Origin of the sequence: Streptomyces sp. NPDC127197 (assembly GCF_042672405.1) — a bacterium.
Taxonomy (GTDB): Bacteria; Actinomycetota; Actinomycetes; order Streptomycetales; family Streptomycetaceae; genus Streptomyces; species Streptomyces flavusporus.
Window position 1 is genome coordinate 193412 of sequence record NZ_JBHXVG010000014.1, and the last position, 19993, is coordinate 213404.

Annotated in this window: 13 protein-coding genes and 1 pseudogene; 6 read left to right on the forward strand and 8 right to left on the reverse strand. The window is 70.7% G+C overall.

From position 1 onward, the window contains the following. Positions 1-27: 27 nt before the first annotated feature. Positions 28-912: a DUF6039 family protein gene (locus ACFVJQ_RS23100; RefSeq protein WP_385508742.1), complete on the reverse strand. Its 885-nt coding sequence runs from the start codon at positions 910-912 to the stop codon at positions 28-30. Positions 913-935: 23 nt separating this feature from the next. Next, positions 936-2243 (reverse strand): acyl carrier protein, encoded by a 1308-nt coding sequence (locus ACFVJQ_RS23105; protein ID WP_385508743.1) that lies wholly within the window; start codon positions 2241-2243, stop codon positions 936-938. 295 nt (positions 2244-2538) lie between these two features. Between ACFVJQ_RS23105 and ACFVJQ_RS23110 the strand changes: the two genes are divergently transcribed. Genes ACFVJQ_RS23110 through ACFVJQ_RS23120 form a run of 3 tightly spaced genes read left to right on the forward strand, consistent with a single transcriptional unit; the run spans position 2539 to position 7909 of the window. Next, on the forward strand, positions 2539-4041 hold the full coding sequence (locus ACFVJQ_RS23110; protein WP_385786348.1) for a class I adenylate-forming enzyme family protein: 1503 nt from the start codon (positions 2539-2541) through the stop codon (positions 4039-4041). After that, a complete protein-coding gene (gene glyA, locus ACFVJQ_RS23115; RefSeq protein ID WP_385786351.1) occupies positions 4038-5444 on the forward strand; it encodes a serine hydroxymethyltransferase in 1407 nt (468 codons plus the stop codon). The genes ACFVJQ_RS23110 and glyA overlap by 4 nt, the downstream gene beginning before the upstream one ends. After that, positions 5441-7909: an amino acid adenylation domain-containing protein gene (locus ACFVJQ_RS23120; RefSeq protein ID WP_385786354.1), complete on the forward strand. Its 2469-nt coding sequence runs from the start codon at positions 5441-5443 to the stop codon at positions 7907-7909. Before glyA ends, ACFVJQ_RS23120 begins: the two co-directional genes overlap by 4 nt. 15 nt (positions 7910-7924) lie before the next feature. On the opposite strand, the gene ACFVJQ_RS23125 is transcribed toward ACFVJQ_RS23120, so the two are convergent. Further along, the gene (locus tag ACFVJQ_RS23125) at positions 7925-9022 is read right to left on the reverse strand and encodes a DNA glycosylase AlkZ-like family protein (protein WP_385786357.1); all 1098 of its coding nucleotides are present in this window, start codon (positions 9020-9022) and stop codon (positions 7925-7927) included. A gap of 91 nt (positions 9023-9113) precedes the next feature. Then, entirely contained in the window at positions 9114-12041 is a 2928-nt protein-coding gene (locus tag ACFVJQ_RS23130) for a DHA2 family efflux MFS transporter permease subunit (protein WP_385786360.1), read from the reverse strand. A 152-nt stretch (positions 12042-12193) separates the two neighbouring features. On the opposite strand from ACFVJQ_RS23130, the gene ACFVJQ_RS23135 reads away from it, so the two are divergent. Then, on the forward strand, positions 12194-13384 hold the full coding sequence (locus tag ACFVJQ_RS23135) for an NAD(P)/FAD-dependent oxidoreductase (RefSeq protein ID WP_385508749.1): 1191 nt from the start codon (positions 12194-12196) through the stop codon (positions 13382-13384). Between the two features lie 22 nt (positions 13385-13406). Here ACFVJQ_RS23135 and ACFVJQ_RS23140 read toward each other — a convergent pair whose 3' ends face one another. Beyond that, a complete protein-coding gene (locus ACFVJQ_RS23140; protein ID WP_385786363.1) occupies positions 13407-13697 on the reverse strand; it encodes a hypothetical protein in 291 nt (96 codons plus the stop codon). Beyond that, on the reverse strand, positions 13694-13828 hold the full coding sequence (locus tag ACFVJQ_RS23145) for a hypothetical protein (protein WP_385508751.1): 135 nt from the start codon (positions 13826-13828) through the stop codon (positions 13694-13696). Before ACFVJQ_RS23145 ends, ACFVJQ_RS23140 begins: the two co-directional genes overlap by 4 nt. 22 nt (positions 13829-13850) lie before the next feature. Between ACFVJQ_RS23145 and ACFVJQ_RS23150 the strand changes: the two are divergent. Then, positions 13851-14273 (forward strand): annotated as a pseudogene (locus ACFVJQ_RS23150) (carbamoyltransferase N-terminal domain-containing protein); the annotation flags it as partial. Between the two features lie 381 nt (positions 14274-14654). On the opposite strand, the gene ACFVJQ_RS23155 reads toward ACFVJQ_RS23150, so the two are convergent. Continuing rightward, complete coding sequence (locus ACFVJQ_RS23155) at positions 14655-16025, reverse strand: RICIN domain-containing protein (RefSeq protein WP_385786366.1); 1371 nt, start codon at positions 16023-16025, stop codon at positions 14655-14657. A gap of 31 nt (positions 16026-16056) precedes the next feature. After that, positions 16057-17487 carry an endo-1,4-beta-xylanase gene (locus ACFVJQ_RS23160; RefSeq protein ID WP_385786369.1) on the reverse strand — a complete coding sequence of 477 codons (1431 nt, stop codon included), beginning with the start codon at positions 17485-17487 and terminating at the stop codon, positions 16057-16059. 901 nt (positions 17488-18388) lie between these two features. Here ACFVJQ_RS23160 and ACFVJQ_RS23165 point away from each other — a divergent pair. Beyond that, positions 18389-19855, forward strand: a complete 1467-nt coding sequence (locus tag ACFVJQ_RS23165) for a non-reducing end alpha-L-arabinofuranosidase family hydrolase (RefSeq protein ID WP_385508753.1) — start codon at positions 18389-18391, stop codon at positions 19853-19855. The last annotated feature ends 138 nt before the right edge of the window (positions 19856-19993 follow it).

A 19993-nucleotide genomic window follows, 5' to 3' on the forward strand; every position in this document is an offset into this window, starting at 1 on the left:
TTCACCGGCCCCGGACCGTCGTGTGTTTCAGTCCCGGTGCCGCGGTGCCAGCAGCGTCTCGCTCATGGTGCCGTCGACGAAGAGCCGCTCCCAGGTACCGCCGCCCTTGAAGCCGGGGATCCACTGGCGGGACAGCAGCGCACGCACGCCGGGATCCTTCTCGGCCAGCTCGGTGAGGCGGACGTAGGCGTCCATCGAGGAGAGGTGGATCAGGGTGTGCAGCCGGTCCTGGCGGCCCCACATCTCCTCGAAGAGGAACGCCGTCGCCGAGCCGGGGAGGGCCTCGTTGACGGCGTTCGCCCACTCGTAGAGGAAGACCCGCGCCTCGTCGCGGAACGCGTACCGCGCCTGCACCACCCGGTGCACGGTGAGCGCGGAGTTGGCCGAGTGCAGCAACTGTTCTGCCGGCAGGGTCGTCTGGAACCTCGCCGCGGGCTGGAAGGTGTCGGAGTGCTCGTGGTCGCCGTGGCCGAGGCCGTGCTGCGGGCAGATCACCGTCTCGGAGATGCTGCTCTCCACGAAGATCCGCTCCCAGCCGCCACCGCCCTTGGTGGGCAGCCGGTCGAGGTCGGTGACCTCACGCCACTTCTTGTCGTGGTCGACCTTGTCGAGCAGCCGCCCGTAGTCGTTGGGGTGCTTCATGTGCAGGATCCAGTGGAGCCGGTTGTACGCCCCGAACAGCTCCTCGTAGAGGAAGACGGAGACGTGGCCCACGTCGCCGGGGTTGATCAGCTCCACCAGTTCGTGGGCGAACTGCAGCCCCTCCGCACGGTGTTCGTAGGTGATCAGCCCGCTGCGGTGCACCAGGAAGCCGGCGTTCGCGGAGTGCAGCACCTTGTCCAGCGGCACGCTGCTCTGCAGATGCGCGGGACGGAACCGCTGCGCGGGCGCTCCTTCGGCCACGGAGGTCATGGTCGCGTTCCTTTCGCTGGGGGTCAGGGGGAGGTGACGACGGGGGAGTCCGACGCCCGTATGCGCTCGGCCAGGCGGGCGGGGGTGGGGCACTTGAAGAGATCCGCGAGGCGCAGCTTGCGGCCCGTGCTCTCCTCCACCCGCGCGAGCAGGGTGATGCCCAGCAGGGAGTGGCCTCCCCGCACGAAGAAGTTGGTGTCCGGGCCGATCTCGGCGGCGCCGTCCTCGCCCTTGCCGTCGAGGAGTTCTCGCCACAGGGAGACGAGTTGAGCGATCAACTCGTCCGGCTGCCCGGTGCCGGGGTCGTCCACGTCTGCTCCTTCCTTCTCTTCTCGGCGCAGCAGGTCGTCGACGACACGCGCGGTCTCGACGCTGCGCAGCAGATCGGTGTGGGACACATCGAGGTGGATCGCGCGCTCCACCAGCCCGGCCCGGTCCGCCGGGGGGAAGGTGTAGAGGCCCGCGTCCGGTGTGGCCCCGTTCACGGCGGTCGCCGATGCCCACGGCCGCCGGATCGGGCAGGACTCGGCGGCGGCGATCCAGTACAGGTAGGACGTGGACAGTCCGGTGAACTCGGCGGTGCGTTCGCCGCCCAGCCCGACCCGGGCGAACGCGGGTTCCACCACGTCCCGGACCAGCGCGGCGAACCGGTGTGCGTACCGCAGCAGTCCGGCGTCGTCACCGGTGACGAGTTCTCCGCCCTGCCCCAACTCGTTGACGGGGCCGAGCTCCCGGCCACGCGGCAATTCGTCGCCGGTGTCGGAGTCCCGGCCACGCCGCAACTTGTCGCCGTCGTCGGACTCCCGGCCTCGCCGCAACCCGTCGCCGCTGTCAGAGTCCCGGCCACGCCGCAACTCGTCGGCGGTGACAAGCTCCCGGCCCCGTCGCACGGCGTCCGCCGCCTCGTCCGGGGACAGCAGCGAGGCGAATCTGACGGTGACCAGCGACTCGTAGAAGTCGAGCATCATCCGGGCCCTGGCCGGCTCGGGATCGAGCAGGATCAGCCGTGGCCGCCGCTGCCAGCCGGCGATCTCCTCGGCCAGCGCCGCAGCGTACAGGGCACCGGTGCAGAACCCCAGGACCGCTCGCACCTCGCGGCCCGAGCCGCGTACGTCCCGCGCCCAGCGGGCGACCTGGTCCGCACCCGTCATCCCGACGGTCTCCCGCGGCGACGGCGGCGCCGTCTCCCACAGGTCGCAGTCGGCCGTCAGCAGCTCGGCGAACTCGGAGAACGTCGCTATGGGACGGCCGGCGGCGGAGAAGTCACAGGCCAGGACCAGCTCACCATGCTCGCTCCGGCGCAGGACACTCCACGCGGCGGGTGCTCCCATGCTCTCCTCCTCACGCGCTCGCGAACGGACCACCGCTCCCAGACTTTCCGCCGCGCACTCTCCCGTCTGCTCTGTTGTGAGCGTCTCTGTGCGTCTGGGCCGACCGCGGTGGATCTCCTCGCCCTCGCGCGCCACTCGCCCCGCGACCGCGCCGACTGCGCGGGTTCGCTCAATCCTGGGCATCGCACACCCGCCGTCGTTCGTAGCGTCGGAGGCGGCCGGGTACCGCCCGTCACGCCCCGACCGGACCGTCAGTTCGCCGGCGACCGATCGCCGGCGTGGACAAGGAGCCCCGATGGCCGAGCGCACCTACACGCCGGAGATCACCACCGGCTACACAGCCCATGACCTGCTGCGACGACGTGCGGAACTCCAGCCCGACCGGATCGCGCTCAACATCGACGACGGCCCCGTCATCACCTACGGCGAGTGGGACCGCCGCTCCAACGCCGTGGCCCGCGGGCTGCGCGACGCCGGGGTCGGCCGGGGGCAGGTCGTGGGGCTGGTCTTCCACGGCTTGGACTGGATCAACTACGCGGTTGCCTATCTGGGGGTCCTGAAGTCCGGGGCGACAGCCACCCACCTCAACCGGAGCGTGGGCACCGAGGAGATCATGGCGCGGATGAACCGGTGCTCCGCGGTGGGCATCCTGCACGGCGAGAACGTGGTGCCGCCCGCCGCCTTCACGGGGCTGACCGGGACCGTCACCACCATCGCCGCCTCCGACACCAGCGATCCGCGCATCCCGGTGTCGGTCACGGACATCGCCGACATCCTCTTCACCTCCGGCACCACAGGACCCGCGAAGGGATCCGCCTCACCGCACGGCAACCTCACCTACGGCCGCGGCCCGGAGGGCTTCCATCTCTTCGGCGACCCCGAACCGCTGCTGACGCCCATGCCCCTGGGCACCACGGCGAGCGCCACCACCGTCAACTTCTCCATCCACACCCCGTCGACACTCGTCATCTGCCCCATCGACGCACCCGAGCGGATGGCGCAGCTGATCGAGAAGTTCAGCATCGGCTCGATCATGATCACGCCGTGGCTGGCCATGCAGCTGGTGTACAGCGGCGCGACCGAGCGCTACGACCTGAGCTGTGTGGAGACCGTCGCCAACGCGTCGACGGCGCTGCCGCCCGCCATCGCCCGCAAGCTCCTGGAGGCGATGCCGAACGCGCGACTCAACATGTCCTACGCGGCCTCCGAGGCGGTGCCGGCCTCGATCGGCCACACCTTCGATCCCGCCGTGCCGATGGCCACCGGCCGCCCGCTGCGCGGCACCGAGCTGCGCATCGCCGACGAGAACGGCGACGAGGTCCCGGCCGGCGAGCTCGGCGAGATCTGGCTGCGCAGCCCCGCGCCCAAGCGCTACTACTTCGACAACCCCGAGCTCAACGCCAAGGTGCACGCCGACCGCTGGACCCGGACCGGCGACCTCGGCCGGGTCGACGAGACCGGGCTCCTCTTCTTCTTCGACCGGCGCAACGTGGCCATCACCACCGGCGGCAAGCTGGTCTCCACGATCGAGGTGGAGGCCGCCCTCTACGAGCATCCGGCGGTCCGGCAGGCGGCCGTCTTCGGCATCCCCAAGGGGGACGGGGACCAGGAGGTGGCGGCGGCAGTTGGCCTCTCGGACCCCCGGTACCTGGACGAACTGCCGGACTTCGTGGCCAGTTTGCTCTCCCCCGAGCAGATACCCACCCGCTGGCAGCTGGTCGACTCGATGCCGCGCAGCGCCAACGGAAAGGTGCTCAAGCACGTTCTGCGGGATCGGCTCGTCGCAGAGGCCGGGTGAGCCCGGTGGTCAACCTGGCCGCCGGCGCCGTCCCGCCCTCCCCGCACAGGACACTGCTCGACGAGGGCTCCCGGGTCCTGGAGGAGGCCGATCCGGCCCTGGCCGCCCTGCTCGACCGTGAACTCGCCCAGCAGTCCTCGACCCTGGCCATGGTGGCCTCGTCCAGCGTCGCCGACCCCTCGGTGCTCGCGGCGGCGGGCGCCGTCCTGGGCAACGTCACCGCCGAGGGGTATCCAGGGGCGCGCTACCACCCCGGCTCCGGTGCCTTCGACGAGGTCGAACGCCTCGCGGAGGAGCGGGCCCGCGCGGCCTTCGGTGCGCGGTACGCCAACGTACAGCCGCACTCCTGCTCCAGCGCCAATCTGAGCGTGCTGACCAGCCTGCTGCCGCCCGGCGGCGTCCTGCTCGGCCTGGGACTGGACTCCGGCGGCCATCTCACGCACGGCTCGGCCGCCTCCGTCACCGGTCACTGGTTCCGGGCCGTGCCGTACGGCCTCGACGACCACGGCAGGATCGACTACGCCGAGGTGCTGCGGCTGGCCCGCGCACACCGGCCCGGCGTCGTCGTTGCCGGCGCCAGCGCCTATCCGCGCCGGATCGACTTCGCCCGGTTCCGGGCGGTCGCGGACGACGTGGGCGCCTATCTCGTCGCGGACATCTCGCACATCGCGGGACTCGTGGCCGCGGGAGAACACCCGAGCCCCGTCGATCTCGCCCATGTCACGACCACCAGCACCTACAAGCAGCTCGGCGGCCCCCGCGGCGGGCTCATCCTGATCGGTGCCGAGCACAGGGCGACCGGCCCGGACGGACGGACCACCCTCGCCGAGCTGATGCGCCGGGCCGTCTTCCCCCGCTCGCAGGGCACCCCGAACCCGGCGGCGATCGCCGCCAAGGCCAGGGCGCTCGGCATGCTGCGCACCGAGTCCGCGCGCTGGACCGCCCGCCTCGTCGTGGAGAACGCCGAGGCCCTCGCCGAGGGCCTGATCCGGCGCGGCCGCGAGGTGCTGACCGGCGGCACCGACAACCACATGGTCGTCCTCGATCTGCGGCCGGCCGGCCTCAGCGGCCTGGTCGCCGAGCGCGCGCTCGAGGAGTGCGGCATTCTGGCCAACCGCAACACGATCCCCGGGGACACCCGGCCGGCCCTGGTGACCAGCGGGCTGCGGCTGGGCACCAACGTCCTTGCCCAGCGCGGCATGGGCCCCGCCGAGATGGCCCGGTGCGTCGAGCTGATCGACCGGGTGCTCACGGGCGTGATCAGCGTCGACGACACCACGCACGCGCTCGACCCGCACATCCGGCGCTCCGTGCGCGACGAGGTACGACAGCTGTGTGCCCGCTTCCCCCTGCCCGGCTACCCCGCCCCCGCCCTGCGCACCGGCTCGGAGGTGTCCTTGTGAGCACGGCTTCCCGGACCTGGAGTCCACCCGCGACGGACGGCGAGCAGGGGCTGGTCCGGCTGCCCACCGACCGCCGGCGCCGCCCCGCCCGTCCCGGCCGCCGCCGACTGCGAGCCCGCACACGGGAGTCGGTGCCACTCACGCGCCTCGGCCCTGGGCGGCGTGCCGTCGCGGACGGTTCGGCGCCCGGCGTCGAGGCCGTGCTGCTCGCGGCCTTCGCCGCTTTGATGGCGCGCTACTCGGGCCAGGCCCGCGTGGCCTTCGGGGCGTTGACGCGGGGTGGGTCGCGCGTCGTCGGCTTCGACGCCTCCGCTGACACGTCCTTCGCGGAGCTGCTCCGCCAGGCCGACCGGCAGCTGAAGGAACCGGCGGGCGGCTCGGCCGACGGCGACGCGCCGGTCGGGTTCGCGCTCGGCACGCCCCGCGAGACCGCACCGTACGGCGAGCTGTGCCTGCGCGTCGTACCGCGGGACGACGCCGTCGAACTCGACGCCGAGTACGACGCCGAACTCTTCGACGAAGCGACGGTGCGGCGTCTGACGGGCCATTACCGGACGCTGCTCGAGGGCGCGGTGGCCGACCCCGCGCGTGCGGTGCGGGACCTCGAACCACAGTCGCCGGCCGAGCTGCGCACGACATTGCTCGCATGGAACGACACGCGGACCGACCTGGCACTCCACGACGGCACGATCCACGGCGCCTTCGCCCGCCGGGCAGCCGAGATGCCGGACGCGGTGGCCGTCGTGGACGGCGACCGGCGCCTCACCTACGCCGACGTCGACACCGCCGCGAACCGGCTCGCTCACCATCTGTGGCAGTTGGGCGTGCGGCACGAGACGCTGGTCGGGCTGTGTCTGGAGCGGTCGGCGGAGTCCCTGGTGTCTGCCCTCGCCGTGATGAAGGCGGGCGGCACCTACGTTCCGCTCGACCCGGCGTACCCGGCGGCCCGCCTCGCGGCGATGCTCACCGACGCCGACTGCCGGCTCGTCGTCACCCGCGACGGCCTCACCGATCGCCTCGGGCTGCCGTCGGTGCGCACGGTCCGCCTGGACGGCGACGCGGCCGAGATCGCCGGCCGGCCCGCAGCGCCACCGGACGTCACGGTTGCGCCGGACGACCTGTGCTACGTCATCTACACCTCGGGCTCGACCGGGCGGCCCAAGGGCATCGCGCTGCGCCACGCCGGCGTCCTGAACAACCTGGTCGACATCAACACGCGTTTCCACGTCGGCCCCGGCGACCGGGTCCTCGCCCTCTCCTCCCCCGGCTTCGACATGTCTGTCTACGAGTTCCTCGGCATGACCATGGCCGGCGGCACCGTCGTCGTACCGGCGCGCTCATGGGAGAAGGACGCCTCGCACTGGGCGCGCCTGATCCGCGAGCACCGCGTCACCGTGTGGAACTCGGCCCCGTCCCTGTACGAGCTGCTCGTGGCCCACGCGGAGCGAACCGGCGCCGATCTGACCTCGCTGCGGCTGTCCCTGTGCGGGGGCGACTGGATCCCGCTCACGCTGCCGGCCCGCGTCCGGGCGCTCGCTCCGAGCCTGCGCTTCATCAGCCTGGGCGGAGCCACGGAGGCGTCGATCCACTCGACGGTGCACGAGGTGACCCACGTCGATCCCGAATGGACGAGCATCCCGTACGGCCGCCCGATGGCCAATCAGCGCACCTACGTTCTCGACGCCGCGCGCCGCCCGGTGCCGGCGGGCGTGGTCGGCGAACTCCATCTGGCGGGCGACGGGCTGGCCCGCGGCTACATCGGTGACGAGCAGCTGACCGCGGACCGGTTCTTCACGTGGTCGTACGGCCCCGTCGTCAGGGAACGCCTTTATCGCACGGGCGACTTGGCCCGGTACGACGCGGGCGGGCGGCTGGAACTCCTCGGGCGCGTCGACTTCCAGGTGAAGATCCGCGGGGTGCGCATCGAGACGGGCGAGGTGGAAGCCGCCGTGGCGCGGCATCCCGCGGTCAAGGCATGTGTGGTGGCCGCGCAGGGCGCCACCGGGGACGACAGGCGCCTCGTCGCCCACGCGGTCCGCCGTCCCGGACACCGGGTGACGGCAGGGGAGTTGCGGCACCACACCGCCTCCCTGTTGCCGGCGGCGATGGTCCCCGCGGCGTTCGTCCTGCTCGACGCCCTTCCCCTGACGCCCAACGGCAAGGTGGACCGCGCCTCCCTGCCGGCGCCCCGGGCGGCGGACGCGGACGGCGGACAGGCCGGTGACGTGTGGGAGCGGCGGGTCGCGGACGCCTGGCAGCGGATCCTCGAGGCCGGACCGCCCGGCCCGGACGACGACTTCTTCGCCGTTGGCGGGGACTCCCTCGCCGCGATGCGCATCGTGCAGCTGATCGACCCGCACCTGCCGGTGGCCGAGTTCTTCGGCCACCCCACCGTGCGCAAGCTCGCGGCACGGCTGCGCACCCTGGCCGCCGAAGGCGACGGGACCCAGGGCCTACCGGAATGATCCGGGCGACCGGCCCTACGACGCGTCGTCTGCGAACAGCAGCCGGACGTCGGCGGCACCCCGGGCCGAAGCCACGGCCTCGGCCTCGGCCTCCAGGGTCTTGCGGACGGCGGGGGCGAGCAGCGCGAAGGGGGTGACGGTCACATCAAGCCTGCGGCCGGCGGCCTTGGCCCGCCAGGTCCCGGCGAGTTCCGCACCGACCAACAGGGCGCCGGGGGCACCGAGAGGACGCCAGATCTCCTTCTCGCGGCTCTTGTCGGGGACGAGCAGGGCACGATCGCGTGCCTGGAGGAAGGGATCGCCCGGCGGGAGCAGCCGGACGAGGTCCTGCTTCCGCGCCGCGAGCAGCGCGTCGAGGTCGGCGGCGGGCAGCCAGGCCTTCCGCCCCTCGATCCGCACCTCCTCCAGCTCATCCGGCCACACCGACTTGACGACGGTCGGCTTGGTGCCGAGGTGTTTCGCCACCTCGGCGGGGGTGGCGGGTCCCAGGAAACGCAGATACGCGCGGATCAGCCCGGCGGTCCCGGACGCCTCGGACGGCATCGGCAAACGCGGCTCCAGCGGTTCCAGCACCGTCCCGGACCCGGCCGTGCCGACCCGCACGGCCCCGGGCAGCCCGGCCTGCTGGAAGAGCAGCCCCGAGATGTGCTGCGCTCCGCACGGTGCGCACCAGTACGTCAACGACTCCGGCACGGACGCGCTGACCGCGGTGCTGACCTCGCCCTTGGCCATCGGCGCGGTCACCGCCGTACGGAACGCCTCCGCAGTGGCGCGGAACGCTTCGAGACCGAGCTTCGCCCCGTCCTTGATGGCGGACGTGTTGATCCGGGCGGTGGCGTCAGTGTCGTCGACCGGCCAGAGGGCCGCGGCGAGAGCGGCGAGCTCCTCCCGACGGTGCAGATGGGGAGCGCCCCGGAACGACCACACGGACTCCATCCCGTCAGCGGAGGCGCCGCGCGCGGCAAGCGCAGTGCGGGCCGCGCCGTGCGGCGTGTCCTGCGCCCCGAGGACCAGCACCTCGGGCGTGGTGGACGAGCGGCCGAATCCATGCGCCGCGACCCGGTAGGCCAGTACCTGCTCCCGGCTCACGTCGTTGCGGTGTGTGCTGCTCACAACGGCCCCCTGTTCTCACACGTCCCGAGCACCCTACCCACGGCGCCCGCCGCCCGCCGGGTGATCGGGACGCGGGCGTGGCGTGCCGGCCCTATGCCGTGCGGACGTCCGGCACGTCCGCCGCGAAGCGGGCCCTGAGCTGCCGTTTGAGGACCTTGCCCATCGGGCCCCGGGGGAGCTCGTCGACCACGTGGACGGTCCGCGGCACCTGGTGCGGGGCGAGACGGCCGGCAGCGAAGGAGCGCAGTTGCTCGCCGTCGACCACCGGATCCGGGACGCACACCACGGCGACGACCGCCTGGCCGTGCTCGGCGTCCGCCACCGCGATCGCGGCGGCCTCGTGCACCGCCGGATGCTCGTAGAGCGCGTTCTCGACCTCGATCGAGGAGACCAGCCTGCCCGCCACCCTGATGGCGTCGTTGCCGCGGTCGAAGAAGTAGACCTCCTTCCTGGGGCCGAGGTAGGCCAGGTCGCCGGTGCGGGTCCAACCATCCACATGCGTACGCGCGTTGAGCGCCGGATCCAGGTGGAGCCGCTTGGGAGCCCGGGTGTGCAGCCACACCTCGCCGACCTGGCCCCTGCGCACGGGTGCGCCGTCCTCGTCGAGCAGCCGCAGCCTGGTTCCCGGCCTCGGCCGGCCGACGCGTGTGGGGCGGTCGGGGTCGTAGTCGGTGCCGATGCTCGCGGGCACCGCCTCGGAGCCGCCGCCGTACGCGGTCATGATCTCCGCCTCGGGCATCAGTTCCAGCAGTTGCCTGGCGTACCTGGCGGGCAGCTGCGCCGAGGCGATGCCGATGGTGATCACGCTGCTGAGGTCGTGGCGTTCACCGACGCCGGTGTCCACGATGCGCATGGCGTTCCACGGGGTCAGCATCACCGAACCCACCCGGTGGCGCTCGATCAACTCCCCCATCAGCTCGACGTCGTCGGCCGGGCAGACGAGGATCGGGGCCGTCGTGGTCAGCGCGAAGATGCCGACGGTTCCGGCGCTGAACACGGTGCCGAGCGGCATGGGCGTGAGGATCGGCGCCGAGCTGGTGAAGGTCTCCTGCAGTACCGCGCCGGGCCCGCGCCCGAAGCTGAGGTTGCCGTGCGGATTGGTGAGCGGCTTGGCCGGGCCGGTGGTGCCCGAGGTGTAGAGGATGTCGGCGATGTCGTCGGCGGCGAGCGTCACGTCCACCGGCGTGTGGTCACCCTGGTCCAGCTCGGGGACCGTCGCCAGCCAGCCGGGCGTGGCGCCCGCCGGGAGCGCGGGAGCGGCCTGGTCGGCGCTGTGGATCAGCCCGACCGCCTCGGCGTGGCCGAGCCTGCGCGCCAACTCGCCCTGGTCCAGGCTGCCGTTGAGGTGGGTGGCTGTGGCGCCCGCCTTGAGGACGCCGAAGTAAGCGATGGCGTAGCCCGACCAGTCGACGCCGTCGAAGTAGAGCGCGACCCGGTCGCCCTTGCGCACGCCCCTGCCGATCAGGCCGTGGGCGACGGCGTTGGACCGCCGGTCCCACTCGGCGTAGTCGACGAAGGTACCGCCCTCCATGGTGATCGGGACCCGCTCGGGCTGCCGCTCGGCGAGGATGCCGAGGATCTCGGGGGCGAACCGCTGCTTGGGCGTGACGGGCCGGACCAGCAGTACGGCGACCAGCAGCGCTCCCAGGCCGAGCACGGCTCCGCCCGTGAAGGCGGTACCGATCCCCTCGGTCAGTGCGGCCGCGGAGCCGGGCCCGTCGTGGCCGGCGGCGGAGCCGAACACGGCGACGAGGACGGCGAGTCCGGCCGAACCGCCGATCTGGGTCATGGCGTCGAACAGGCTGGAGGCGGAGCCCGCCTCGTGATCCTCGACCCCGGAGACGGCGATCATGGTCATGGGGACGAACATCAGTCCGTTGCCGATGCCGAAGACGATCAGGGGGCCGAGCAGTCCGCCCGCGTAGCTGCTGTCGGCGGAGAGCTGCGCGAGCCACAGGAGTGCCGCCGTGTTCAGCGCGACACCGGCGACCAGCGGCTTCTTCTTGCCGTAACGGGCCACCAGGTTCTGTGCGGTGACCCTCGCGCTGACCAGGATGCAGATCATCACCGGCAGGAAGGCCAGGCCCGCGCGCAGCGGGCTGTAGCCGAGGACGACCTGCATGAACAGGGTCAGGAAGAAGAACATGCCCATGAACGCGCCGGTGAGCGCGAACGCGACGACGTAGACGCCGGAGCGGTTGCGGTCGGCGAACATGCGCAGGGGGACGATGGGTTGCTCTGCCCGGGCCTCGACGAGGACGAACACGGAGAGCAGGACGAGGGCGGCGGCGAAGCCGGCCAGGGTCTGCGGGGCGCTCCAGCCGTCCTGGTGGCCGTTGCTGAGGCCGTGCACCAGGGCGGCCATGCCCGCCGAGGACAGGACGGCGCCGGCCAGGTCGAAGCGGCCGCGGCGGCGCGGGGTCTCCTCGAGGGACAGCAGCGCGAGGACGGCCAGCGCGATCCCGACCGGCACGTTGACCGCCAGCACCCAGCGCCAGGACAGCCACTCGGTGAGCACGCCGCCGGCGAGCAGTCCGACGATGGCTCCGGCCGACGACATGCCGCTGAACACGCCGAAGGCGCGGTTGCGTTGACTGCCCTGACGGAAGTTGGTGGTGATCAGGGCGAGCACCGTCGGGGCGACGACGGCGGCGCCGACACCCTGCAACGCCCGGGCCGCGAGCAGCATCGCCGCCGACTGGGCCAGGGCGCCGAGCAGCGAGGCGGCGGTGAACAGGCCGACGCCCGCGAGGAAGACCCTGCGCCGCCCGAGGAGGTCGCCGGCGCGACCGCCCAGCAGCAGGAATCCGCCGAAGGCCAGCACGTAGGCGTTGACCACCCAGGAAAGCGCGCCGGTCGATATGTCGAGACCGCGCTGCATGCTCGGCAGCGCGACGTCGACGATGGTGGCGTCAAGGACGACCATCAACTGTGAGACGGCGATCACGGTCAGTGCAAGTCCCGTGCGCCGTCCGGCCCGTTTGGCCTGCGCCGCTCGGGCCGTTTGGTTCACTGCCATGTGCTGTCACCCTTCGGGTGGGGTCGAGTACGTGCGGCTCCACCTTCCCGGCTGTGGAATCGCGGAGCCGCTCACTCGTGAGCAGAACACGACGTCGATTGCCTCTACCGTCCCTTTCCGACTCTGTGGCGCCAAGACGTTGGGGTGACGGCATGTTTGACGTGATCGTGGTGGGTGGGCGCTGCGCGGGTGCGCCGGCGGCGATGCTGTTCGCGCGCGCCGGGTACCGGGTGCTCCTGGTCGAACAGGCGAAGTTCCCCGCCGACAAGCTGTCCACCCTGTACATCCAGCAGCCCGGTCTGCGCCTGCTGCAGAACTGGGGTCTGCTCGACGCCGTCAAGGCATCGGGGTGCCCGCCGCTCGACCACGTCGTCTATCAACTGGGCGACGACATACGGGTGGAGGGGTGCGCCGACGCGGTGGACGGGATCACCGCGGCGTACGCGCCGCGCCGCAATGTGCTCGACCCGATCCTGGTCGAGGCCGCGGTCGCCGCGGGTGTGGAGTTCCGCGACAACTGCGGGGTGGTCGGCCTCGTCGAGGAGGGCGGCAGGGTACGCGGGGTCAGCCTGTCGACGGGCGGGGGACCGCAGATCGTGGAGCGGGCGCGGCTGGTGGTGGGCGCCGACGGAATGCGCTCCACCGTGGCCGGCCTGGTGGGCGCCTCGAAGACGACCGAGCACCCGCGGCTGACCTGCGCCTACTACACGTTCTGGAAGGGCCCGAAGACCCACTTCGAGCTGTACGAGGGCCCCAGCGGATGGGTCTCCGCGGTCCCCACGAACGATGCGGTGCTGATCTCCGCCTACTACCCGCAGCAGCGGTTCGCCGAGGTGAAGGTCCGCGCCCAGGAGGCGTATCTGGAGAACATCCGCGACAACGCGCCCGAGCTGTACGCCAAGCTGGAGGGCGCCGAGCAGGTGGATCGCCTCTATGGCACGGGGGACCAGCAGAACTTCTTCCGTCAGCCGTGCGGTCCAGGCTGGGCGCTGATCGGTGACGCCGGGCACCACAAGGACTCGCTCACCGCCCGCGGCATCGGCGACGCCTTCGCCCAGGCTCAGCTCCTGGTCGACCGCGTGGGTGACACGCTGGGTTCGGAGGCGGGCCTCGACCTGGCGCTGAAGCGGTTCGCCGAGGAGCGGGACCAGATGTTCATGGAGAACTACCAGGCGACCCTGCTGGTGGCGGAGGCCTCGGCACGGGACAAGCGCCGGATGCTCCTGAAGGCGGTGTCCTCCAGCCCGGACCATGTACGCCGGTACTTCAACACGGTGGCCGGCCTCAGCCCGGTGTCCGAGCTCTACACCCCCGAACTACTGGCGCTGCTCGGGGCCGGCTGAGGGCGGGGGCGTCTGAGAAGGATCAGTTCCACTTCGGGCGGTCACGGGGCTGCATCCGGAAGAACTTCACGTTCCGCCACTGCGTGTAGGCGCTCGCCGCCCTGAGTGTGCCGTACACCCCGTACTTGAAGCAGTGGTCGCCGTTCGGGCCGTTGCCGGTGGCCACCAGGTTCCCGTCGATGTAGATCGCGATCGTGTCGGCGGTGACGTCGTGGATGACGTTGACACGCAGCCACCAGCCGTAGACGTTGGCGGCCAGCACCTTGCCGAGGCCGCGCAGTGTCCCGTTGCCGGTTGCATACGCCCGGATCAATCGTCGGCGTCCCGGTCGGTTCCCGCGAGCGCCAGCACGGCCGATCCCGCCACGACCGTCGAGGCGACCACGGCCATCGCCCGCGGGCACGACGCGCTCCACCCCTCCACCCGCACCCTGGAGGCAATCAACGACCCCGCCTCCCTGGGCTACGTGTACGGCGCGGTCACCGAGCACCTCGGGTGGCGACGCGGTGACGAGGAAGGCACCGTGATGGCGCTCGCCGCCCTCGGCGACCCGGAGCGGTTCCGGCACCTCTTCGCCCGGGCCGTGCGCACCACACCCACGGGCTTCGTGGTCGACCCCGCCTACTTCCCGCCACGGGTGCTGACCTCGGGCTACCCGAGGACCTCCCGCCGCTTCATTGCCGAGACGTGCCCCGAGCGCCACCCGAGCGAGCCGCTTTTGCACGTCCACCGGGATCTGGCCGCCGCGCTCCAGGAGCGCACCGAACAGGTGATGCTGCACCTGGCCCGCCGGGCACGGATGATCACTGGATCGCGCCGTCTGTGCGTCGGCGGCGGAGTCGCCACGAACTGCGTGAGCATCGGCCGGATCATCGACGACGGCATCTTCGACGAGGTCTTCGTCCCGCCGGCCCCCGGCGACGCCGGCACCGCGCTCGGGGCCGCCATCGCCCTGCACACCGCCAGCCGCAGCCGGCGTGGCCCGCCGACCATCTCCTGGAGGAGGCCGCCGAGATCACCGCCACCGTCGCCCTCGTTCAGCAAACCCGCGGCCGTGGCGGCCTGCGAGGCCGTGAGCCGGGCGGGCGAGACCTCCCTCCGCGAGGGCGTGTTCTTCGAACGCCACCTCTCCCACGGCCTGTTCGCCGGCCGTGACCAGTCCGAAGGCGTGGGAGCTCTCCCGAAAAGGCCTCTCCGTCCTTCAATCTGGGATAGCCGTCGACGGAGTGGAGCCGGGATTGTCCTGGCTCCACTCCGTGGTGCGGGCGTGTCACTGGAACTGTGCGAAGAACCTCCAGATCTCTGCTTTGGTCCAGGTGGCGACGCCGCTTTCGCCGGGGGAGCCGTCGACCGGACCGGGTATGTGGCCTCCGTCGAACGCGGCCCATTGGACCGGGTATCCGGCACGGCAGCCCGAGTAGGTGGTGGTGATGTGCGTTCGGCTGCCCGGCGCGGGCTCGCGCGGGCTCTGGGGGGTGCAGCCGTTGTTGCTGACGAATCTGTCGCGCAGGGACCGTCCTTGCGCGATGTTGAGGACGGAGTCGCTGACGCCGTGGATTCCGAAGTAGGCGATGGGCTGGGTGCCGCCGCTGCACCCGCTGATCTGGGCGCCGGAGATGACCGCGACGGCCCTGAAGACGTTCGCCCGGCTGCATGCGAGTGCGTAGCTCATACCGCCGCCCCAGCTGAATCCCGTGGCGAAACGCTGTGCCGGGTTGACACAGAGGCCGCCCTCGATTCGCCGGATCATGTCGTCGACGAAGGTGATGTCCTCACCGCCCGAATTGGCCCAGCCGTTGCCGAGGCCCTGGGGGGCGACGAGGATCGCGCCGTTGTTCGACTGTTCCTGTTGGCCGTAGTAGGACCAGGCGTTCCCGCTCGTGCCGCCCGAGGCGACGTCGCCGGCGGTTCCGCCCCGCCAGTGGAACGCGAAGATCAGCCGGTAGGGGTGGCTGTTGTCGTAGTTGGCGGGAACCCTGAGGATGAAGCTGCGGCTCTTACCGCCGCTCTGAATCGTGTGCGTACCGCTCGCCAGAGTCGGGGCGCTGCCGCATCCGCCGCCGCCACCGGACGACAGCTTGATCATCTGCCATTGCTGGTTGGCGCCGCCCCAGTCGGTGTACTGGACGACGTTGCCGCCGTCGGCGGTGGAGGCGCCCTGCACCTCCACCGCCTTGCTGCTGGTGCGGTTGATCAGCCGGACGTGGCCCGCGTCGGAGTCGGCCAGGCGGAACTGCTGGTTGGCCCCGTTGTGGTCGGCCCACTGCTGGATCGCGGCACCGTCTGCGGTCGAGGCACCGGCCACGTCGAGAACCTTGCCCGAATGCCGGGCCTTGAGGCGGTAGAAGCCGCCGCCGGAGTCCACGAACTGCCACTGCTGATGGGCTCCGTCGTTGCGCGTCCACTGGCTGACCCGCGCGCCGTCGGCGGTGGACGCGCCAGAGACGTCCAGCGCCTTGCCGCTGTTGCGATTGACCAGGACATACCAGGCATTCGTGTCCACCGTCGCCGCCTCGGCGGGCGCCGGATTCACCGCGGCGAGCATGCCGATCGCGAGGGTCGCCGCCACCACGGCGGCGACCCGGGACCACCAGCGATGCCTTCGTGGAGGGGCGGGGGAAGCCGCACCGTAGGTCTTCATCGATTCACCCTTTCGTCTGTGGCAGGTCCCATCAGGTGCGGGTCCAGCGTTGGTTGCTGCCGTTCGAGCAGGAGTAGAGCTGGATCAGGGTGCCGTTGGCGGTGCCGCCTGCGACGGCGTCGAGGCAGAGGCCGGACTGGACGCCGACGATGGATCCGTCGGAGTTGAGGCGCCATTTCTGGTTGTCGCCGCCCCAGCAGCTGTAGATCTGGACTTTGGTGCCGTTGCCGGTGCCGGCGGCGTCCAGGCACTTGTTGCCGTAGACCCTGAGCTCGCCGGCGGCGGTGTACGTCCACTGCTGGTTGGTGCCGTTGTGGCAGTCCCACAGGTGGAGCTGGGTGCCGTCGGTGGTACTGGTGCCGGGCACGTCCAGGCAGCGGCCCGACCCGACGCCCTTGATCGGTCCGGAATCCGAAGGGGGCGTAGGGGAGCCGCCGTTGAGTGCGTTGAGGACGGCGGTGTAGGCGGGCTTCTTGCTGCCGTCGCCGTTGAACAGCAGCGGCGTGTGCTCCGGTCGCCAGGAGTCGGTGTCGCGCACACCCCAGACGGTGATGCCGAGGCAGCGCGGGACGGCCAGGCAGTCGTTGATCACGTTGGCGTAGGTCGTGGCCGGGGCACCCTGGATGTCGAGTTCGGTGATGGCCACGTCGACGCCGAGGGCGGCGAAGTTCTGCAGGGTGGTGCGGAAGTTGCTGTTGTAGGGGCTGCCGCTGTTGAAGTGCGACTGGAAGCCGACACAGTCGATCGGCACGCCGCGCTGCTTGAAATCTCGGACCATGGCGTACATGGCCTGGGTTTTGGCCGAGGTCCAGTTCTCGACGTTGTAGTCGTTGTAGCAGAGCTTGGCGGCCGGGTCGGCGGCGCGCGCGGTGCGGAAGGCGACCTCGATCCAGTCGTTGCCGGTGCGTTGCAGGTTGGAGTCGCGCCGGGCTCCCGAACTGCCGTCGGCGAAGGCCTCGTTCACGACGTCCCACTGGGCGATCTTGCCCTTGTAGTGGGCCATCACGCCGTTGATGTGGTCGATCATCGCCTGGCGCAGCGTGCTGCCGCTGAGGCTCTGCATCCAGCCGGGCTGCTGGGAGTGCCAGGCCAGGGTGTGGCCGCGCACCTGCTTGCCGTTCTGCACCGCCCAGTTGTAGACGCGGTCACCGGCGATGAAGTTGAACTGGCCCCGCTGCGGTTCGGTGGCGTCGATCTTCATCTCGTTCTCGGCTGTCACCGAGTTGAACTCACGGCCCGCGATCGTCGTGTACGCCGAGTCGCCCAGCCTGCCCGAGGCGATGGCGGTGCCGAAGTAGCGGCCGCTCTGCGCCGCCGCGGCGCCGAGCGTGTTCTCGGCGGCGTGTGCGGTCGGCGGCGCGACCAGTGCGGCGACCGTACCGAGGACGCCGACGACCAGCGCCAACAGCAGGCCGCGGATCTTCCGGCGGACAACGGGTCTGGGAAAGGCATACGAGCCCATGACTGTGCCTCCAAGGTAGAAATCACGGAAGGACTGAAGTGCAGGGGAATGCGTCCGCTCCCACTCGGTAGACGGACGGGGCGGGCCGGAACCCGGGCAGCACGGAATCACCGGACACCGCGGTCATGGGACCGGGACGATCCCAACCGGCACGGACGGCACCCGGTCGGCCGTCGGGTGACGTACGGCGGGCGGCGGCGGTGTTTCGACACAGGCATGGGGGTACTCCATCGCGGCTCAGCCGGGGGACCGCCACGCGGCGTCGCGTACCTCTCCAACTGCGCGAAGAGCCAGGATGCGCTGGTGCGAACCTCACCGGAACGAAACGGGGTGGCGCAGGTGCTTTGGTGCGCGGATCCGTCGTGCAGCTGTGCGTGGATCTGCCGTGCAGCACAGATTGCTCAGGGCCGACATGGTTCGACATCTCGAACCATGGCCGGTTCCCCAGACAGGGATGATTGAGGTATTGACGATGCATCGTCAATACTCCCCGCAGAAGAAGTTTCGGTTCCTCGCCCGAGACTTTCCGGAACCCCGGCGAGCCGGAAGGCGAACCCCCGGCGCCGCCGTCGGCGGATGCCGTAGGGCCGGGGCCGGGACGAGTGTGCGGACGCTGCTTGCTCGGCTTCTCACCTCCGCGGACGCCTTGGACTGGCGAGCTGTATCCGCAAACTCCGGAGTGGTTCCGGTCGGCGCGACAGCTTGTCAAGCCCAAAGGGGGAGGCGCCGATTGTGGACAGATCGGTGACAGGCCTTGACCAGAGGGCCCCACATTCCTAGCTTGTGGCGTCGAAGCATCCGGGAATTCTTCGAAACTTTCGAGATTGTCCCTGTCCCCCGGCACGTCCGCTCGCCGGTTCATCGGGGTCACCTCACCCCCGCCACCAAAGGAGGCCCTCTGATGTGGTTTCGCCACCCGTCCCCGATCCGTCCAAGACGCTTACTCGCCGTCCTTGCGCCCTTGCTGCTCGTGGCTACCTTCCTCGGCGCCCAGCCCGCCGGCGCGGCGACCGTAGACCCCAACGCCTCGTATGTGCTGGTCAACCGCAACAGCGGCAAGGCCCTGGACGTCTACAACCTGGCGACCAACGACGGCGCGCGCATCACCCAGTGGACCAGGAACGATCAGAACCAGCAGCAGTGGCAGTTCGTCGACGCCGGCGGCGGTTACTACCGCATCAAGTCCCGCCACTCCGGCAAGGTGCTGGACGTCCAGAACGCGTCCACCGCCAACGGCGGCCCGATCGTCCAGTGGACCGACCTGAACGCCACCAACCAGCAGTGGCGGCTGGCCGACAGCTCGGGTGGCTACGTGAGGCTGATCGCCCGCCACAGCAACAAGGCCCTCGAAGTACAGGGCGGCTCCACCGCCGACAACGCGAACATCGTCCAGTACGACGACTGGGGCGGCACCAACCAGCAGTGGCAGCTCGTCCAGGTCGGCGCCGGCAACCCCGGCACGTGCAATCTTCCGTCGACATACCGCTGGTCATCGACGGGCGCGCTGGCGCAGCCCAAGTCGGGGTGGGTCTCGCTCAAGGACTTCACCGTCGTCCCCTACAACGGCAAGCAGCTCGTCTACGCGACGACGCACGACACGGGGACGAGTTGGGGTTCGATGAACTTCGGCCTGTTCACCAATTGGTCGGAGATGGCCTCGGCCAGCCAGAACACGATGTCAGCTTCCACCGTCGCGCCCACGCTCTTCTACTTCGCGCCGAAGAACATCTGGGTGCTCGCCTACCAGTGGGGCGGGACCGCCTTCTCCTACCGGACGTCGAGCGACCCCACCAACCCGAATGGCTGGTCATCACCGAAGGAGCTCTTCTCCGGAAGCATCACCGGCTCCGGAACAGGACCCATCGACCAGACGCTCATCGCTGACGGGACGAACATGTACCTGTTCTTCGCCGGTGACAACGGCAAGATCTACCGGGCCAGCATGCCGATCGGGAACTTCCCGGGCAGCTTCGGCACGACCTCAACAGTGATCATGAGCGATACGACGAACAACCTGTTCGAAGCCCCGCAGGTCTACAAGCTCCAGGGCCAGAACCGCTACCTCATGATCGTCGAGGCGATCGGCTCGCAGGGCCGCTACTTCCGCTCGTTCACGGCCACCAGTCTGAACGGCTCATGGACACCCCAGGCCGCGACCGAGAGCAACCCCTTCGCCGGCAAGGCCAACAGTGGCGCCACCTGGACCAACGACATCAGCCATGGCGAACTGATCCGCACCAGCCCCGATCAGACCATGACCGTCGACCCCTGCAATCTGCAGTTGCTCTACCAGGGACGCAGCCCCAACTCCGGCGGCGACTACGGCCTCCTGCCCTACCGTCCGGGTCTGCTGACACTGCAGCGCTGACGGCGTGACACGAGTCCGGCTCCGGTATGGAGCCGGCGTGGGGGGGGGGGGGGGGGGGCCCCCCCCCCCCCGGGGGCGCGCCCCCCCCCCCCCCCAACGGCCGCCGGGGGGGGGGGGGGGGCCACCAAACCACACCCC